This is a genomic window from Niallia endozanthoxylica (assembly GCF_008710145.1).
GTDB lineage: Bacteria > Bacillota > Bacilli > Bacillales > Cytobacillaceae > Bacillus_BD > Bacillus_BD endozanthoxylica.
The window spans coordinates 54,613-71,415 of sequence record NZ_VYKL01000010.1; the positions used below are offsets into that span (position 1 = coordinate 54,613).

The window sequence follows — 16,803 nt, forward strand, 5'->3', positions numbered from 1 at the left end:
TGTTTTCAACATGGTGAAAACAATTTTAACAGCACCGGAAGGACCACCAAGTGATGTTGAGGAGATAAAAATAAAAAGTGATTATTTACGCGGAACATTGAAGGAAGTAATGCTTGATCGTTTAAGCGCTGGAATTCCTGACGATGACAACCGTTTGATGAAGCATCACGGCAGTTATCTTCAAGATGATCGTGATCTCCGTAATGAGCGTCAAAAACAAAAGCTAGAGCCAGCATATCAATTCATGCTTCGCGTTCGCTTGCCAGGAGGGGTCGCAACATCGGAGCAATGGCTTGTAATGGATGAACTAGCTGACAAATATGCAAACGGAACGTTAAAGCTGACAACAAGAATGACTTTCCAATTGCATGGGATTTTAAAATGGAATATGAAGAGTACCATTCAAGGAATTAATGCAGCATTAATGGATACCATTGCGGCATGCGGGGATGTAAATCGTAATGTTATGTGTGCAGCAAATCCGTATCAATCTGAGCACCATGCCGAAGTGTATGAATGGTCAAAACAATTAAGCGATTATTTATTACCGCGGACAAGAGCTTACTATGAAGTATGGCTTGATGAAGAAAAAGTAGCTGGAACTCCGGATGCAGAGGTTGAACCGATGTACGGACCAACGTATCTGCCGCGGAAATTTAAGATTGGAATTGCGGTTCCACCGACAAATGATATTGATGTTTTCTCTCAAGATTTAGGCTTTATTGCCATTATTGAAGATAACAAGCTTGTCGGATTTAACGTAGCAATCGGCGGCGGTATGGGGATGTCACATGGTGATAAAGCAACATATCCTCAGCTTGCTAAAGTGATTGGTTTCGTTACACCGGATAAGATTCAAGATTTAGCTGAAAAAGTCATTACCATCCAACGTGACTATGGTAACCGTTCCGTTCGTAAAAATGCTCGTTTTAAATATACAGTTGACCGCTTGGGCCTTGAAAATGTAAAGGAAGAATTAGAAAACCGCCTTGGCTGGAGTTTAGAAGAAGCAAAACCATTTACATTTGATCATAATGGAGACCGTTACGGATGGGAAAAGGGTGTTGGTGGCAAATGGAACTTAACACTATTTATCCAAGGCGGACGTGTGGCAGATTATGATGACTATAAGTTGAAAACGGGTCTGCGTGAAATTGCGAAAATCCATACAGGTGCTTTTCACTTAACTGGGAATCAAAATGTGATTATTGCGAATGTTTCCAGTCAGAAGAAGAAAAAGATTAATGAACTTGTAGAAAAATACGGTTTAACTGATGGTAAGCATTATTCAGCAATACGCCGCAGCTCTATTGCCTGTGTAGCCCTTCCAACCTGTGGCTTGGCAATGGCAGAAGCAGAGCGTTATTTACCAACTCTTCTTGATAAAATTGAAGAAATTATCGACGAAAGCGGACTACAGGATAAAGAAATTAATATCCGTATGACCGGATGTCCAAATGGGTGTGCTCGTCCGGCTCTTGGAGAAATTGCTTTTATCGGTAAGGCAGTTGGTAAATATAATATGTACCTTGGTGCAGCACATGATGGCAGCCGCTTAAGCAAAATGTATCGTGAAAACATCGGTGAAGAAGAGATTCTAAGTGAACTTCGAGACCTTCTTCCGCGTTATGCAAAAGAACGTTTAGATGGCGAGCACTTTGGTGACTATGTCGTTCGTGCGGGTATCATAAAAGCAACAACAGACGGCACGAACTTCCATGATTAATACTTATATAAGGAGACAGGGATTCCCTGTCTCCTTTTCCTATTTTTTAGAAAGACAAAAAATATATTCGATAAGCTGAATAAGTCACATCATATCATCGAGATACATAATTTGAGGGTAAATAAGCTATCTAAATAAATATCACTCAGAGGTTTCATTATCCGACAATACATTAGATATAATAATTTTCTGCCTATTTTAAATAAACATATAAATCTTAGTTGACATGTAGGAATAGTTTAGAATAAAATGAATAAAAGTATCTGAAAATACCCGCTATTTCCGCCGATCGGTCAACCGAAGGTCCTCTGTTTTCAAAAGGGTATGAAAGAAAGTGTAGGAGGATTGCAATGAGAAAGTTAATTGTTTTTGCTTTTATCGGTTTTTTAGCCCAGTTGATCGACGGTGCTTTAGGCATGGCTTATGGAGTTACATCGTCATCTTTATTGTTAGCGTTCAGTATCGCACCGGCAGTTGCATCTGCGTCGGTCCATTTATCAGAAGTAGTGACAACAGCTGCGTCTGGTGTTTCACATATTAAATTTGGAAATGTTGATAAATCACTAGTGTATAAGTTAATCATTCCTGGATCAATTGGAGCCTTTTTAGGAGCAACTTTTTTAAGTAATATACCTGGAGAATTGGCAAAACCATATGTTTCTATCTTCCTCTTGGTATTAGGTTTGTATGTTATGTTTCGTTTTCTCTTTAACTACCGTCCGTCAGTTGGTAATGGCAAATCAACGTTAACGAGAAAGCAAGCTATTCCTCTAGGCTTTATTGCAGGTTTTATGGATGCAACAGGCGGAGGAGGCTGGGGTCCTATTGCTACACCTGTTCTTTTAAGTAAAAATGACATGAGTGCAAGAAGGGTAGTCGGAACAGTAGACACAAGTGAGTTTGCCATCGCCGTATCAGCGTCATTAGGATTCTTTATTTCGCTAGGCTGGGCACAAGTAAATTGGTTATGGGTGACTGCGTTGATTATTGGGGGAGTGATTGCAGCACCGATTGCAGCGTGGTTAGTTCAAAAGGTTCATCCTCAATTAATGGGTGTACTAGTCGGAGGATTTATTATCTTTGTCAACTCTAGGACTCTATTTACAACATGGATTGAAAATGCTTCCCTTTATCCATATTTATATACACTTATATTCGTCGGATGGGCAACAGCAATCTTTTTTACAGTTAATAAACTATCGAAAAAGAAATCCTCTATTTTCGTCAAACAAAAAAGGACTGGTAATATTGCTGATTAATAGATAAAATGAAAAGCACGATTCTTTGTCAAAGAATCGTGCATTTTCTTGTTATTTTCGGATTCCTGTTTCCTCAGCCAGCTTCGTAAAAATATCTGTTTCAGTTTGTACTTCACTAGTAAAATCTTCAGAGTTTAAATACCCTGGTTCTAATTTTACTTTTTCCAATTGTTTGATAAACTCCTCATCTTTTTGCATTTTTTCTATTGCTTTATCCCATTTTTCTACTATCTCGTCAGGTGTACCAGGAGCAAAAGAAAGCCCGGTCCACCATTTAACCGTTAATCCTTCAAAGCCCTGCTCTTTTGTTGTTGGAATATCCGGATAAAGAGGGTTTCTTTCCGGTGATTGAACAGCAAGTAATTTTATCTTTCCAGAATCAACAAGCGGAGCAAACTCCCCAACCGTGTGGACTCCCAGTACGACATGCCCCCCGGCAACCTTTGCTGCAGAGTCGGATGCACCTTCAGAAGATATCATTTTCGTCTTATGATAATCCACACCGATAGATTCAAGCCACTGTGCAACTGCAAATGCTGATATTCCGGCAGGTCCGACACTAGCCCAGGTTAACTTTTCTGGATTTGCCTTGACCCACTTTGAAAATTCTTCAAAATTGTTCCATTCAGCATCTGTTTGAACTGCATAAGCGATTGAGCCAGTGGCAATACGTGATATGAATTTATTATCTTCAATTGTCAACGTTGGATTGGATGTACCTGCTTCATGCATGGATGTGGAAGAATTATTATTAACAAGTACTGTATATCCATCTGGTTTTGAATCCTTTAAAGCGTACTGGGCACCAATGATACCGCCGCCGCCAGTCTTATTTGTCACAACAATAGGCTGCCCCCATTCTTTGCTCAAATACTCAGCCACAGTTCGAGCAGCTAAATCAACACCACCGCCGGCAGCAAATGGAACGACAAGTTCTATCTGTCTTGTTGGGTAATTTAGGTCTTGATTTTCCTGTTTCTTCGTCGCTGGTTTTGAAGAACATCCAGAAACGATGAGACTAGTCATTAGTAAACCTGTGAGCCATAAGGATAATTTTCGTTTCAATCCAATACCCCCAATCGTTTCAATAAAATAGATTAAAATTCCATTTGTTCCCCGGTTTCCTGAAGAATTCGTTTCTTTGTTCTTTTCATGAGAACAATAGAAATGATTAATGCAATGACAGCAAACACTAATATAGTTAGTGAGATTGGCCGTTCCACAAAGATCAATAAACTACTGGATGACATTTCTAAAGACTGAATAAAATATCTCTCAATTTTTGGACCTAGGACGAGGCATAAAATAAATGGAATAATTGGCCAGCGATATTTTTGAAATAAATATCCTAATACACCAAAAATAATTGCTACTATAACATCAAACATACTATTTCGAACGGAATACGCACCGAGTACACTAATTAAGAGAATGATAGGCGCCAAAATTCCAAATGGCACTTCGGTGAGTTTTGCCCACAATCCAACTAATGGCAGATTCAATAGAAGCAGGATAGCATTTCCTATAAACATAGAGGCAATAATGGTCCATACAATTTGATTATTTTGCTCAAACAAAACAGGACCGGGTGTTAATCCATATATCATGAGCGCAGCTAACAGGACTGCGAGCGGCGGCGAAGCAGGTATACCTAATGATAACAATGGTATAAATCCGCCTGAACTTGTTGCGTTGTTTGCTGACTCTGGTCCTGCTACCCCTTCAATTGTACCTTGCCCAAACTTTTCAGGATGTTTGGAAACCTTTTTTTCTAAATCATAGGAGAGAAAGGAAGTAATCGTTGCTGAAACACCGGGCAGGATGCCGAGAAAAAAGCCGAGTAAACTGCCTCTAAAAATGGGGAAAATACTTTGTTTTAAATCCTGTCTGCTTGGATATACACTCTTAATTTTTACGTGCTTTTTTGCCATGTGATTTTCTTCAAGTCCTTTTAATACTTCAGCAATGGCAAAAAGACCAATAATGATACTGATCACTTCAAATCCACCAATCAGAAAGGTAAATCCTAAGTCAAATCTCGGTGTGCCTGTAGTAATACCAATGCCGACTAAAGAGAATAAAAAGCCAAATAACCCCATGATGACTGATTTCCTAAACGAAAAGCCTGTAAGATTAAATAGAATCAATAATGCAATTAAAAGCAATGTAAAGTATTCAGGAGGCCCAAACTTTAGAGCTTGATCAGCTAAAATAGGAGCAAACAAGACTAGACCTATTAACCCAATGATTCCCGCTATAAAAGAACCAATAGCAGCAATGCCTAGAGCGGTTCCAGCCTTCCCTTTTTTGGCAAGAGGGTAGCCGTCTAGTGTTGTAGGGACAGAAGAAGATTCACCGGGGATATTCATTAAGATGGCTGTCGTAGAGCCTCCATACATCGACCCATAGTAAATACCCGCCATCATCATTAATCCTTGCACAGGGTCAAGAACGGTTGTTACCGGTAATAGTATGGCGATAGCCGACGTAGGACCGAGCCCTGGAAGAACTCCGACTAAGGTGCCAAGAAGAGAGCCTGCTAATACAATAAGAAGGTTAGAAGGAGTTATGACTTCACTAAATCCATTTAATAGAAACATGATTGAATCCATCAAAAGCTCTCCTCCTTAAAAGGCAAAATAGCCACTTGGAAACGGTATTTTCAGAAGGACGATAAACAAGTAATATAATACAGCGGTAATTGTCGTTCCCATCAAAACAGAGAAAAGCCATCGATAGTTTCCAATCATTTTTATTAAGGAAATCGAAACAATCAAAGTAGCAATGACATATCCAAAGAGTACGATGAGTAAGCAGTAAATAAATAATATGGAAATCGATAATATTATATTTATCCTAGTTCTTCCAGAAGGGAGGTTTGTTTGATTAGTCTCAATTTTTCTATCAAAAAATACTGCTAAGCCAAAAATGATAAGGAGAAGACCGATAAAACCTGGAAAGGTATGGTCACCGGTTAAAAGGTTTTTATTTAGTGGATACAGCTTTATCCCTTCATATAATGATAAACAACCAAACAATATGGCTATTATACCTCCGACTTTTTTATCGGAGATGAACGTAGATGTCATGGGTTGCCCCCTTTCCATATAAAAGCTTTTTTCTGTTTGATTTAATTAATATGTATGTTACTTTTTTTCATCAAAGTCCAAAAAAAGAAAATTAGCGGACAAAAATGACCTGGCTCGTTTGAAGTGTACATAGCCAAAAAAAACACTCCGAGGAGTGCATTAAGGTACCATATTTATATTTAGTGATTATGCTTATGCCCGCCGCTTATATCTCCACTCATGACGAATAAAATTAATCCAACTGTTATTAATAAAAGAGCCCAAATCAATTCAAAATTTATGATGCATTTTCTGAATTTAGTCATGCCGGCATAATAGACTAATGTAGCGATGATGACCATTGAAGTTAGCATACCTAGTTCATGAACCACCCAGATGGGAATAAGGTCTGTCAATCTTTCAGCAGAAAGAATAAATGGTGCAAATAATAATCCGGAACCATGGGTAGAGGAAGCTAGGAAAGACCACAAGATTAATTGTCCGTAACCAACCTTTAATCCCCCTGACCATTTGAAATGGCGATAGTACCGAAATAAACGAAATAGTCCATATAGAATAATAAAGGATGAAATAAAAAGATGAACATAATGTAATGGAAAATGAAACCTTGCAGCTGTTTGAACGATAATGACAACTCCATCGCCAAGAATCTGACCTACCGCAATGGGGATAATAGCAATAAATAAAACTTTCGCATCATTTCGTTGAACCGCTAAAAATACAGCAAATAACCAACCCATTGCAGGATTAAGGCCGTGGAATGCACCTAGGACAGTGGCAACAATTAATTGACTGTCATGTGATATAAGGATATCGGTCATATTAGTATCCCCTCATCAAGGATAACAAAAAGTGTCTGTAGAGCAATCTCCTCCATCTAGTCTAATTTGATGTGCTCGAACACCATCAAATTCAATAAAAAAGTTTTTATCGATTTCCATTCCACCGTTCGGATTGATATTTACTTTTACCATTGCCCCTTTGATTCCTGCCGGATAAAATTGATCATCCCATGCTTTATATAAAGAGTTGGTAAAATAGGCTCTTTTTCCATCTCTGCTCAACTCCACCATCTGTACTCCGCCTGTCATGTTTTTTCCTGAAGGATGTGGAACGGGATTGGCTACACCGCCAATTTTCACTTTATCGATAAACTTGGCATTAAAAGGATCACTAACATCATATTGAATCAGTTCTCCTGTTCCCCAACAAGATACATAGAGAAAACGATCATCGAGAGACAAGACCATGTCTGTCACAAGCGGCGGAACAGCTCCAACGTCTTTAAGGGCAGGAGGAAGAAGATTAGGGTCTGTAGGGACAGCTGGGATCTCAATGATTTTTCGGGCGTTCCATTTTCCGTTATCTTGATACCAAACCCAGATGGAGCTTGCTAAATTCGTCACGTCAATCACAACACTTGAAAACCCATAAGTTTTCCGAGGATTATGGGCAGGACGAAGCTCGAGCACCATCTGATGTTGATCTCCTAAATCCACTTCTTGAACAAAGCGTCGAGTTTTACTATCAAAGAAAAAAATACTATGGCCATAATTCCTCTGGAGCAAGGCATCTAAATTAAGTCCGTTTTCAAATAAGTCAGGTGTGGCCCAGCCGCTTGTGATCGTCACATCATGTGCGATATGCCACCAAAAATCATAGGCAAATATTTGCGGCCCTCGGTCCATTTCCCAGGCACCTAAAACATTAAAATTAAAATGATCAAGCAGTAGTAATCCTCCTGGACCTCCATTACCGTTTGCTTCACCAAGGGCACTAATAAATATTCCTTCGGGGCCGCAATGGACTGTATGAAGACGGCTGTACCCGGTACGTTTTTTAATCTCTTCTGGTTCAATTGTTCGGACGATTTTAGGTCTTTTTGGATCAGGTTTCGTATCAATAATATAAATTCGGGAAGAGCGAATTCCTGGGACGATTAAATAGCGACGTTCTAATTGAGGATGAAAAGCGGTAGGACATAGGGCTGAGCTGCAGGCATTCCATCCAAAATGGTGGAGTTCATCCTCAGCACCGTGCGGCATATCAAGCTTATAAATAAGCTTTCCATAAGTCTCGGAAACGGGATCTAAATCAACAACGCCAATTCCATCAGGATTCAATAAGGCCACGTAAGCCAGTTTTTCAGCTGGGGCTTCCATGGCAGATCGAGGAGAAGGATAAAAGGTAGGATCTGTCCCAAACCATTTACTCACAATAATCATCCTTTCTAAATAGAATGGTTTTGATGCTATTATTATTCTTATTAACCTGATGGGGGAAATAGTCTTTTTAATTAATAAAAAAAACTCCAGCATAGGTTCTACTGGAGTTTTTTACGCTATTTATTAAAGTGCTTCTTTAATGACCCTTTTATAATAGAATACAGATAGAATCCCAAAAATGGAGTACAAGGCTGTATAGAGAACCATGACAAGAATCATCGGTGTCCAAACCTCTGTGCCAAAGAAGAACCAGCCTGATTGGACAGCAAAATATCCATGCAGTAAGCCAATTAATAACGGAATACCAAAATTGAAGATTTGTTTAGCTTGGATTCCTTTTACTAAGTCTCCTTCTGTGAAACCAAGTTTTCGTAGAATGGTATAGTTTGGTTTTTCTTCCTCGCTCTCATCCATTTGTTTAAAATAGAGGATACATCCTGATGTAATTAGAAAGGTTAAGCCTAAAAAGCCAACGATAAACATAAGAAGTCCATAAAGATGCTTTTGTTCGTTACTTCTTTCGATGCGGGATAGATGATTGGTATCGTCTGTAAATGTGCTTCTAAATATTTCGGCAGCTTTCTCTGCTTTTACTTCGTCAACGAGATTAATTCCAATGTGTAAAGAATATTCTCCTTGAATAGAGGGGTCTTTATCTTCCTTTATGGTTTGAAAAACGGTATCGTCCACAATAGCAGCAGGAATACCTCCAGCTGTGAAATAGTAGGATAGATATTGTTCTTTTTGTAATCCTTGAAAGGCAAGTGGAAATGTGTGCTGTTTTCCAATCAATTCAAGATTTCCTGAATCCTTGAAAGATAAAAACATATTTAACATATCGTTATAGCCGGTAAATAGAACATCTCTCTTTGATACGTCAATATGATCCAATGATTGATCACTGATGACAGGAACAGGCATAGAGGTCAAATCATTAGTTAAGAGATTTTCATCAAGATTGCTCACAATGATGTTCTCTAAATTTGCTTCAACCTGAATAACTTCGAATTTCCTCTCGATAAAATCAATGTTATTCTCTGTTAATTTCGATTTATACGTTTGAGCGTCTTCCATATTAGTAAAAGCAAAATCACCGCCAACTGTGTACTCAGCGTTTTCCTCGGCAGAGTAATAGGAGATATAACTTAAAGAGAGCAACCCAACAGCTAGTGCAGATACCGTTGTAATAATGGTTAATAATAATGCATTTGATTTCATCCGGAACATGATGGACGAAAGGGAAAGTACCTGGTGGATATTTAAATAGCCATCTTTCCTTTTCCGAATCAGGTAAAAGATAAATCTAACAGATCCTTTATAAAATAGATAAGTTCCAATGATGACAGCTGCAAGGATAAAGACCATTGCTAGGAACAATTCATTCATAGTGACAAAATCCCCACCAAATAACTTAGAGGAAATATAATAGCCTAATATAATGAGGAGAATCCCGGCAATCCCATACAACATTTCAAAAATAGATACTTTTTTTACCTTTTCTTCTGTAGACGATTTTACCTGGAAAAGGGATAAGATGCTCTGCTTTTTGATGAAAAACCAATTCATCAAAGTAATGAACAGATAGATTGCACTAAAGACTATCAGCGTTTGAATAAAGGCTTCTGAAGAAAAATGTAATGACGCAATACCGTCTACCTTTGTTAGTTTAAAAAGAATCATCGTAATTAGCTTGGAAACAGAGAACCCAATGAAAATCCCGATGAGCGTCGAGCTAAAATAAAGAATAAGATTCTCGATGGTCAGGATTTGCAGAATCTTTCCTTTTGTCATTCCAACTAGCTGAAACAGTCCGATTTCTTTACTGCGCCGTTTGATGAAAATAGCATTCGCATATAAAAGAAAGATGGAAACGATGGCAACAAGCAGGACAGATGCCGTGCGAATGGCTGCTGCACCTTTAATCGATCCCTTTGTTTCATCCATTGCCGGGTCATACTGCAGGGTGACAAAGGCAAAGTAGAGGGCAACGGTAAACATAAGGGCAAATACATATAAATAGTAATTTTTCAGGTTCTTTTTCAGGCCGCGGAGAATGAGTTGATTAATGCTCATTTTGCACTCCTCCTAACACACCTTGTGTTTTCATGATATCTTGAAAGAAGCTTTGCCTTGATTGTTCCCCTTTATTTAATTGGGTGTAGATTCGGCCATCCTTGATAAAAATGACGCGGCTACAGTAGCTTGCAGCAACAGGGTCATGTGTCACCATTAAGATGGTTGCTTTTCTTTTTTGATTTAAGTCGCTGAGCTTATTTAGTAAATCGGAAGCAGATTTTGAGTCAAGAGCGCCGGTAGGTTCGTCAGCAAATATGATACTTGGCTCATGAATGAAGGCTCGCGCTGCCGAAGTACGCTGCTTTTGACCACCAGAAATTTCATTTGGATATTTATCCTTTAATTCATAGATGCCTAAATCTGTTGCCACTGTTTTGAATTTTTCCTCTGCTGCTCTTTTCGGCGTTTTTGTAATGGATAGTGGCAGGAGGATATTTTCTTTGACGGTCAGTGTATCTAACAGGTTATAGTCTTGAAAAATAAAACCTAGATAATTCTTACGAAATTGGGCCAATTGTCTCTCTTTCATCGAGGTCATTTCTTTACCCTCAATGTAAATGGTGCCGTCGCTTACTTTATCAATGGAAGAAAGAACATTCAGCAGGGTCGTTTTTCCTGAACCGGATGCTCCCATAATACTGACAAACTCTCCTTTTCTAATGTCCAAATCTATTCCCATTAACACTTCCTGTTTATTAAATTTATTACCATAGCTTTTATGAATCTTCACTGCTTCTAAAATGTTCATTTCTATCCACGCTCCTTTATTCGTTACATTTAGTATAAAAAGTGCTGCCGTTGTTTTCCTTTCTTTTACCGAACAAATGACAAAAGCATGTGACATTTTTGTCACATGCCTGTTATGTTGACGAACTCATTTCGTTTTGGAAAGGTTAGGGTAAATGTTGTTCCTAAGCCGGGTTTAGAAGCTACTGCAATATGAATCACTAGGGGCTTTGCAGCCTTTTTAACTAAATACAGCCCCATGCCAGTTGCAGCATGGTCTTGATGCACGGTAGTGGATGTAAATCCTTTTTCAAATATACGCGGAAGATCCTTTGCCTCAATCCCGCGGCCAGAATCCTGAATGGAAAGCTTTACTTGTTCATTATCCATACAGCTTTTGATGACAATATCGGATGAATCACTATATTTGATAGCGTTGGTTAAAAGCTGCCGCATAATAAAGGACAGCCATTTAGCGTCTGTTAATACTTCAGATTTCTCTAATTCCACCTCAAAGCCAATTCCTTTTTGAATGCACCATGAACGTAAGGATTTAATCTCCTTGAAAATTAATTGCTGAAGGTCAGTCTTTTCAATATAAAGATCATTTTCCATGAAAGGAATCCGCTTTTGATGAAGCTGCTGATCCAAGAGAAGGTGAATTCGCAGCCATTCATAGGTTAATTGCGCTTTTACACTATGATCAGTCATGCGGTCAATCATTAAACTCATGGCTGTAAGCGGTGTTTTCACTTCATGTATCCATGCTAATAGCTCATCTTTTTCCTGCTCCATTGTCACCCTGTCTTTGGCAATATCCCTTTTTAATCTTGCTGTCTGCTCGATCATCTTCTGTTCGACAATGGTTTCAAAAGGAGTTGCTGCCGGTGTAAGGACGCTCGTATCCAAATGGCTGTCCCATTCATCGATACTTTTAAAAAACTTCGTTTCCTTATGATAACGAATAAGAAAGAAAAAGATAAAAATAATGAGAGATAAAAAGATAATATAGAGGATTGGCTCCATTGGGATGGCTGGATCTAGATAAGCAACGGCTATGATTAATAATTGCAGGAAAATAAAAAGTAAAATCCAGCTTAATCTTTCTTTGATATATTTATGTATCATATGAATCTATCTCTTCCCTCGCCATATATCCTTGCCCAACCTTTGTTTCAATATACTGTCCTAACCCAATGCTATCAAGCTTTTTCCGCAGACGGTTGACATTGACGGTTAACGTATTATCACTGACAAACCGCTCATCATCCCATAAGCTTTTAATTAATTCTTCCCTGGTGACAATCTTATTTTTTTGTTCAACTAACAGTTTTAAGATAAATAGTTCATTTTTTGTTAATTCAACAGTACCTATCTGGTTGGATACTGTGTTTTTTTCATAATCAACAGTTGCTCCGCTCCAAGTTTTTAGTACAACCTTCTCGGTATTGTAGTTATAAACTCGGCGCAGGATAGCCTGGATTTTTGCAATGAGTACATCAAAATGGAAGGGTTTTTGTATAAAATCATCTGCACCAAGCTGCATCGACATGACCATGTCAGTTGGATGATCACGGGATGATAAAAACAAAATTGGTATGTTCGAATGAGAACGAATCATTCGGCACCAATGAAACCCATCGAATTTTGGTAATTGTATATCAATAATGACTAAATCAGGTTTCGTTCTCGTAAATTCTTGCATGACTTGACTAAAATCTGAAATCCCATGTACATCATAGGACCAGCCAGTCAAACGGTCTTTGATCTCTTGAAATAGAGTTGTATCATCCTCTATTAATAGGATTTTAAACATGGAATCACCACACTATCTATTTTCTTTGTCAGGCTTGTTCTATTGGTAAAGAAATCCAGTATTTATTTTGATTGTAAAACAAAAACAAGATGTACGCTATAAAGAAGATTTTAAATCTATTTCATAAAGAAGGCATTTAAGAGGAACTCTATATGAGAGCATTGGAAAAGGAAAGGTGAAATGATGGAGCAAAAACGAACAAATACAGAAAATAACAAACAAGAAAAGGATTTATATGGCATTGAAAAAGAAATGAGTCTTCAATCAGTCAAGTTTGCAACAACAGATAATCCTTATTTTAATGAGGATTATAAAGAAGATAACGAAAAGGAGTGAACCAATTTTGTTCACTCCTGCTTTATTTTTGTGCCAGATTAAGCGCTGTATTTGAGACAGTTAAATCTCCCTGAAGCTGTTCACTTAAATCATGAGGATGATAATAGCCTTTTGCAATCATATAATTTGTAATTTTTTCATGTGTTTCTATTGCAGTACGTAATTGTTCTCTTAATGCATCACGGAGTTCAGGTGTAGCTGCCTCAGTAATAGCGACTGTATAGTTTCTTACTCCAGACTTGGCTGAAATTAAGAAATCGGTGGCAATCACTTGATCGGTCAGACCGCCCATTCCCATCATATTTTGGATAAGCTGATTCATTATTGAACCTCCCGATCTGTTATAAACTTCTGCAGCTGCTGGATATGCTGCGTTCCTGTTGTCACATCACTTTCAAGAATAGCTCTGAGTTCTTCATCTTGCGCTAACTTACTCATGGTAACTGCTTTGGTTAAACATAGATTTTTGAAGGTCAATAATTCGTGGACATCAAGAGTTTCATGTAGGCCAAGATATTTGGTCATCTTATCACTCCGTTATGGCTTATTGGCATTCTTATATTTTCTTTGTTGGTGCTTAATTATTCATTTCCCACTCAGACATCACAGAAAAGATTTCTTGGAACGGATAATAAGGAAAAAAGTTTAGGGGAAAATACCTTTGTCTATGCCAAAATAGGAGGTGTCCATTATGAATAAAGAAACGCTTGCCCTGCACGAAACCCTTGAAGCACATGAAATTCTAAATTATAAAACGGTCTGTCTGCTTAAATCAAAATTAATGCAGGGAATGTGTTTTAATAATGAATTAAAAGCTTTGATGGTGAAAGACGTTCATCAATCAATAAAAGATATTAATGAGTTAGTTGCCTACTATAAGAAAAATGAAATTTTACATTAATCTGGAGGTGGAAGGATGGAAGACTATTTAGATCCAAGAAATGCGGAAGGAATGCCGAATTTGGCTGATTCTGCATTTGCAATGGATTTTCTTTTATCAGTAAAGAATGGTATACGCAACTACGGGTTTGCTCTAACCGAAACGGCAAGCCCGGAGCTAAGAAATCTCCTATCCAAGCAATTGGAGGCAGCAATTGATTTACATGGTGAAATTTCTGCGCTTATGATAAAAAATGGCTGGCTGAATCCTCATCATTTCGATGAACAATTTAAGGTTGATCTGAAATCTGCTGAAACGGCTGTACAAATTGCTCAAATGAATTTATTTCCAATGGATACGGATCGTCAGGGAATGTTCGCGACGCCGAATAAATAAAGGAGCGATAATACTTCATGAAAGCTGTTACATACCAAGGTATAAAAAATGTTGAGGTAAAAGAGGTTAAAGATCCAACCATCAAAAATCCCGACGATATTATTGTGAAAATAACGACCTCGGCGATTTGCGGGTCTGACCTGCATTTAATCCACGGAATGATACCTAATTTTCCAACTGATTATGTGATTGGACATGAACCACTTGGAATTATAGAAGAGGTTGGTCCTGAAGTAACAAAGGTAAAGAAAGGGGACCGTGTCATTATTCCTTTTCAAGCAGCCTGCGGTCATTGTTGGTACTGTAACCATGATTTGACGAGTCAGTGTGATAATTCAAATCCACACGGGGAGATGGGCGGCTTCTTTGGTTATTCTGAACTGACAGGGGGAATTGCCGGAGGGCAGGCAGAATATTTACGGGTGCCTTACGGGAATTTTACTCCTTTTAAAATCCCGGAAGATTGTACGGTAGAAGATGAAAAATTAGTGTTAATAGCTGACGCTGCTTCAACTGCTTACTGGAGTGTCGACCATTCAGGTGTGAAGCAGGGAGACACGGTTGTGATACTTGGCTGCGGTCCGATCGGCCTTTTGGCACAAAAGTTTGCCTGGCTGAAAGGGGCAAGGAGAGTCATTGCTGTTGATTATATTGATTACCGTCTGCAGCATGCGAAACGTACAAATAATGTAGAAATTATTAATTTTGAACAGCATGATAATACAGGAGAATATATAAAAGAAATGACGAAAGGCGGGGCAGATATTGTCATTGACGCCGTTGGGATGGATGGTAAATTCACACCTCTTGAGTTTCTCGCAACAGGTTTAAAACTTCATGGCGGTTCTATGGGAGCTCTTGTGATAGCCACTCAGGCCGTAAGAAAAGGAGGAACCATTCAAGTTACTGGTGCATATGGTGGACGATATAACGCTTTTCCGTTGGGTGATATTTTTCAGCGCAATGTAGTTTTAAAGACAGGGCAAGCGCCTGTTATCCCATATATGCCATATCTATACCAATTAGCAAATGAAGGAAAAGTGGATATTGGCGATATTATTACCCATGTGATTCCGTTGGATCAAGCGAAGCATGGTTATGAAGTATTTGATACGAAAACAGATGATTGTATCAAAGTGGTATTAAAACCTTAAAGTAATAAGAATAGGTTCCTGTCCCAACTAGTTTTTAAAAGGGGCAAGAACCTATTTTAAATGGAATACTTTAAAAAATTTCAAAAAAGGAGATTGACAATTAAAGGGTTTTACTTTATTATCATTATTAATAATGATAATAAAAAGATAAACAATAAAGTTAAGATTAATAGATAATAAGTAAGGATATATACGAATATGATGGCGTATATATTTTTTTAAAAATAATTATTATCATTATTGATAATAATAATAATGAAATTATTTAAAGGGGAGGAATGACAATGGTAAGTAATGTTACAATCGCATCCATGATTGGGTTTATTCTTTATTCATTTTTATTATTTGCTGGGTTTATCTTATTTAATAAAAGGAGAACAGGTATCTCCATTAAACCTTTGATTGTTGGGAGTGTTGGTTTTATTGTCATTACACAGGTTCTAGAAAAATTATTGCATCTAGTGGTGATTACTCAATTTCCAAATTATGCAGATCACCCCGTTCTATTTGGCATCTATGGAGGATTGGCTGCAGGAATTTTTGAAGAAGTCGGCAGGTTTATTTTATTTACATGGCTGCTGAAGAAGTACCTGGATTACAAAGGCGGTTTATCTTTTGGTATAGGCTGGGGAGGCATTGAAGCTGTAGTCTTAGCTCTTACGATGACTTTACCAAATATCATTTTCTCTTTTATGATTAATTCAGGTACGTTTGATACAGCTATGGCAGCTCAATTTCCAAGTGATCAAATTTCTATGATAAAAGAAACCATATTAAGTCAAAATGCTGCTTTTTATTTATTAGGTGTATCTGAAAGGTTCTTTGCCTTATTTTTGCAAATTGCCTTAAGTTTATTTGTATTAGTTGCAGTCATTAAAAAGAAAAAATCTTATTTAATCTATGCCATTCTCATTCATGCAGCTATCGATTTTCCATTTGTTTTTATCCAAACAGGTCATTTCACAAGTTTATGGGTATTGGAAATCTATTTGGCTGTGATTGGGATTTTGTCGATATTCTTTATTAAAAAAATGAAGAAAAGCCTACAATAATAGAAGAATAGTTGTTTCAAATCAATATGTATATTTGGGGAGATACTACGAACAATAATAGGTGTTTA

Annotated in this window: 18 protein-coding genes; 7 read left to right on the top strand and 11 right to left on the bottom strand. The window is 37.9% G+C overall.

Going from position 1 to position 16,803, the window contains the following annotated elements; genetic code table 11:
• Positions 1-10 precede the first annotated feature (10 nt).
• Both cysI and F4V44_RS03745 read left to right on the top strand, forming a co-directional pair.
• Entirely contained in the window at positions 11-1,726 is a 1,716-nt protein-coding gene (gene cysI / locus F4V44_RS03740) for an assimilatory sulfite reductase (NADPH) hemoprotein subunit (protein ID WP_150438650.1), read from the top strand.
• A gap of 350 nt (positions 1,727-2,076) precedes the next feature.
• Positions 2,077-2,985 carry a sulfite exporter TauE/SafE family protein gene (locus tag F4V44_RS03745; protein ID WP_150438651.1) on the top strand — a complete coding sequence of 303 codons (909 nt, stop codon included), beginning with the start codon at positions 2,077-2,079 and terminating at the stop codon, positions 2,983-2,985.
• 51 nt (positions 2,986-3,036) lie between these two features.
• Here the strand turns inward: F4V44_RS03745 and F4V44_RS03750 are convergent, their stop codons facing one another.
• From F4V44_RS03750 to F4V44_RS03790, 9 genes are all read right to left on the bottom strand, one after another.
• The gene (locus tag F4V44_RS03750; RefSeq protein ID WP_223881783.1) at positions 3,037-4,050 is read right to left on the bottom strand and encodes a tripartite tricarboxylate transporter substrate binding protein; all 1,014 of its coding nucleotides are present in this window, start codon (positions 4,048-4,050) and stop codon (positions 3,037-3,039) included.
• A 32-nt stretch (positions 4,051-4,082) separates the two neighbouring features.
• Complete coding sequence (locus F4V44_RS03755; protein ID WP_150438652.1) at positions 4,083-5,597, bottom strand: tripartite tricarboxylate transporter permease; 1,515 nt, start codon at positions 5,595-5,597, stop codon at positions 4,083-4,085.
• Between the two features lie 15 nt (positions 5,598-5,612).
• The gene (locus F4V44_RS03760; RefSeq protein WP_191090547.1) at positions 5,613-6,074 is read right to left on the bottom strand and encodes a tripartite tricarboxylate transporter TctB family protein; all 462 of its coding nucleotides are present in this window, start codon (positions 6,072-6,074) and stop codon (positions 5,613-5,615) included.
• 179 nt (positions 6,075-6,253) lie between these two features.
• A complete protein-coding gene (locus tag F4V44_RS03765; protein ID WP_150438654.1) occupies positions 6,254-6,895 on the bottom strand; it encodes a hypothetical protein in 642 nt (213 codons plus the stop codon).
• A 15-nt stretch (positions 6,896-6,910) separates the two neighbouring features.
• Complete coding sequence (locus F4V44_RS03770) at positions 6,911-8,290, bottom strand: selenium-binding family protein (protein ID WP_223881784.1); 1,380 nt, start codon at positions 8,288-8,290, stop codon at positions 6,911-6,913.
• A 132-nt stretch (positions 8,291-8,422) separates the two neighbouring features.
• Complete coding sequence (locus F4V44_RS03775; RefSeq protein ID WP_150438656.1) at positions 8,423-10,372, bottom strand: ABC transporter permease; 1,950 nt, start codon at positions 10,370-10,372, stop codon at positions 8,423-8,425.
• Complete coding sequence (locus F4V44_RS03780) at positions 10,362-11,123, bottom strand: ABC transporter ATP-binding protein (protein WP_150438886.1); 762 nt, start codon at positions 11,121-11,123, stop codon at positions 10,362-10,364. The genes F4V44_RS03775 and F4V44_RS03780 overlap by 11 nt, the downstream gene beginning before the upstream one ends.
• A 101-nt stretch (positions 11,124-11,224) precedes the next feature.
• The gene (locus tag F4V44_RS03785; RefSeq protein ID WP_150438657.1) at positions 11,225-12,229 is read right to left on the bottom strand and encodes a sensor histidine kinase; all 1,005 of its coding nucleotides are present in this window, start codon (positions 12,227-12,229) and stop codon (positions 11,225-11,227) included.
• Entirely contained in the window at positions 12,219-12,917 is a 699-nt protein-coding gene (locus tag F4V44_RS03790; protein ID WP_150438658.1) for a response regulator transcription factor, read from the bottom strand. The genes F4V44_RS03785 and F4V44_RS03790 overlap by 11 nt, the downstream gene beginning before the upstream one ends.
• A 180-nt stretch (positions 12,918-13,097) precedes the next feature.
• Between F4V44_RS03790 and F4V44_RS27190 the strand changes: the two genes are divergently transcribed.
• Positions 13,098-13,253, top strand: a complete 156-nt coding sequence (locus F4V44_RS27190; RefSeq protein WP_191090548.1) for a hypothetical protein — start codon at positions 13,098-13,100, stop codon at positions 13,251-13,253.
• A 22-nt stretch (positions 13,254-13,275) separates the two neighbouring features.
• On the opposite strand, the gene F4V44_RS03795 is transcribed toward F4V44_RS27190, so the two are convergent.
• Together F4V44_RS03795 and F4V44_RS03800 are read right to left on the bottom strand one after the other, a co-directional pair.
• Positions 13,276-13,575 carry a spore coat protein gene (locus F4V44_RS03795; protein WP_150438659.1) on the bottom strand — a complete coding sequence of 100 codons (300 nt, stop codon included), beginning with the start codon at positions 13,573-13,575 and terminating at the stop codon, positions 13,276-13,278.
• Positions 13,575-13,778, bottom strand: a complete 204-nt coding sequence (locus F4V44_RS03800) for a hypothetical protein (RefSeq protein WP_150438660.1) — start codon at positions 13,776-13,778, stop codon at positions 13,575-13,577. Before F4V44_RS03800 ends, F4V44_RS03795 begins: the two co-directional genes overlap by 1 nt.
• Before the next feature lie 166 nt (positions 13,779-13,944).
• Here F4V44_RS03800 and F4V44_RS03805 point away from each other — a divergent pair, with 166 nt between their 5' ends.
• The 4 genes from F4V44_RS03805 to F4V44_RS03820 all read left to right on the top strand — a co-directional run bounded on the left by F4V44_RS03805 (position 13,945) and on the right by F4V44_RS03820 (position 16,735).
• Positions 13,945-14,154, top strand: a complete 210-nt coding sequence (locus F4V44_RS03805) for a spore coat protein (RefSeq protein WP_150438661.1) — start codon at positions 13,945-13,947, stop codon at positions 14,152-14,154.
• 15 nt (positions 14,155-14,169) lie between these two features.
• Positions 14,170-14,529: a spore coat protein gene (locus F4V44_RS03810; protein WP_150438662.1), complete on the top strand. Its 360-nt coding sequence runs from the start codon at positions 14,170-14,172 to the stop codon at positions 14,527-14,529.
• Between the two features lie 17 nt (positions 14,530-14,546).
• Positions 14,547-15,683, top strand: a complete 1,137-nt coding sequence (locus tag F4V44_RS03815) for a zinc-dependent alcohol dehydrogenase (protein WP_150438663.1) — start codon at positions 14,547-14,549, stop codon at positions 15,681-15,683.
• A gap of 284 nt (positions 15,684-15,967) precedes the next feature.
• On the top strand, positions 15,968-16,735 hold the full coding sequence (locus tag F4V44_RS03820; RefSeq protein ID WP_191090549.1) for a YhfC family intramembrane metalloprotease: 768 nt from the start codon (positions 15,968-15,970) through the stop codon (positions 16,733-16,735).
• Positions 16,736-16,803: the final 68 nt, after the last annotated feature.